1 protein-coding gene and 1 pseudogene are annotated in these 1,501 nt (G+C 37.8%); both read left to right on the top strand.

Features of this window, described 5'->3' with window-relative positions; genetic code table 11:
• The coding region (locus tag HMPREF9333_RS11930; RefSeq protein ID WP_005542403.1) for a CHAP domain-containing protein at nucleotides 1–1,350 on the top strand (1,350 nt) is incomplete at its 5' end.
• An 11-nt stretch (nucleotides 1,351–1,361) separates the two neighbouring features.
• Nucleotides 1,362–1,501 (top strand): annotated as a pseudogene (locus HMPREF9333_RS11925) (conjugal transfer protein); the annotation flags it as partial.

Here is a 1,501-nt window from a genome sequence, read left to right as displayed (position 1 = left end):
CTCATTCATGGCATAAAGAAGTATTCTGATAAGAAAAGAGCTAAAAGAGGCTATGACCTTACAAATAAGGACTATAAAATCAGAAAGCGTAAGTCAAAGTTGGAATTTCGTGATGCCAAAAAGGAACTGAAAAAGACGGATGAGTATAAAAGAGCAAGTGCATATAAAAGATTTCAAAAGAAAAATCAGGTAAAGGCAGCAATTTCTCGTGAGAATAAGTCAAGGCTTAGAGATCGAATTAAAGAGGGACTTATCGGAACACTGAAAAGCTCAAAGGATATGATTATCCGAAAAGCAAAAGGACTAATGCTTATTTTCATAGGCATCATTATCTTAGGGACTTTTGTGATTAACTTTGCAGGAACGGGAATGACAGGCTTTATGAACTCTACAAGCTCTGTGCTTACAACAAGCTATTTATCAAAGCCAAATGTCCTAAGTGAAATCAATCAGAAATTTTCAGATATGGAGGGTGAGCTTAAAAGTGAAGTTGACCATGTGAAAGAAAATTATCCTGGATATGATGAATATATCTTAAATAATACAGAATACATCGGTCATAATGTCCATGAGCTTTTATCCTACATTACATCAAGGTGTGGAGAGGTAAAGAGTGTATCGGAAGTAGAATCCATATTAAAAGAATTATTTGAGTCCATGTATGACCTTGAGTATAGGGAAGAAATTGAAATCAGATACAGGACGGTTACAAAAACCTATACCGATGAAGATGGCAATGAATATACCGAAAGCCACGAAGAACCTTATGAGTATAAAAAACTCATCGTAACGCTTCATAAAAAAGAGATGGACAGTATTATCCGAAAGGTCTTTGCAAACTATCCCGATAATCTAAAGCACTATGAAGCCTTGTTCCTTGCACAAGGCAATATGAGAGAAGCCTTTGGTAATTCTGACCTTATCAGTGCAAATGGAGGTATCGGCGGTGGAAAAGAGTATGAGGCATCTACGGAAGTACAAAAGAAGATTGTTAATGCTGCATACATTACGCCATCTCCGGGTGCAGGCTGGTGTGCCATGTGGGTATCACAGGTCTATCAAAATGCAGGACTTGGATATATAGGCGGGAATGCCTGTGATATGTACCGAAACTATACCTTTACATCAGACAGGTCAAAGCTCAAGGTCGGAATGCTTGTGGCAGTCGAAAGCAGCAGTAGCGGAAGCAGTGCAGGGCTTACCTATGGTCATGTAGGTATTTACATTGGAGATGGAAAAGTGATTGATAACATCGGTCGAATAAGAGTAACTACCTTAGATGATTGGATAGCAACATTTTGTAAGCACCATCCCGTAGGATTCGGTTTTCCGCCAAATGTAAAGAAATAGGAGGTAACAATTTGAAAAAGGAACTGATAGCAGTAAAAAACAGAATAAAGAAGTTAAATGATAAAAAGGCTCTGATTGATGAAGAATTGGAGCCTTTATTCATTCGTGAAGAAGAGCTTGAAAATGAAGAAATCATTGCCATTTGCAGAAA

The organism is Johnsonella ignava ATCC 51276, from assembly GCF_000235445.1.
GTDB classification, from domain to species: domain Bacteria; phylum Bacillota; class Clostridia; order Lachnospirales; family Lachnospiraceae; genus Johnsonella; species Johnsonella ignava.
Note: the sequence above shows the minus strand (reverse complement) of the source record. Positions and strands in the feature narration are given on the sequence as shown.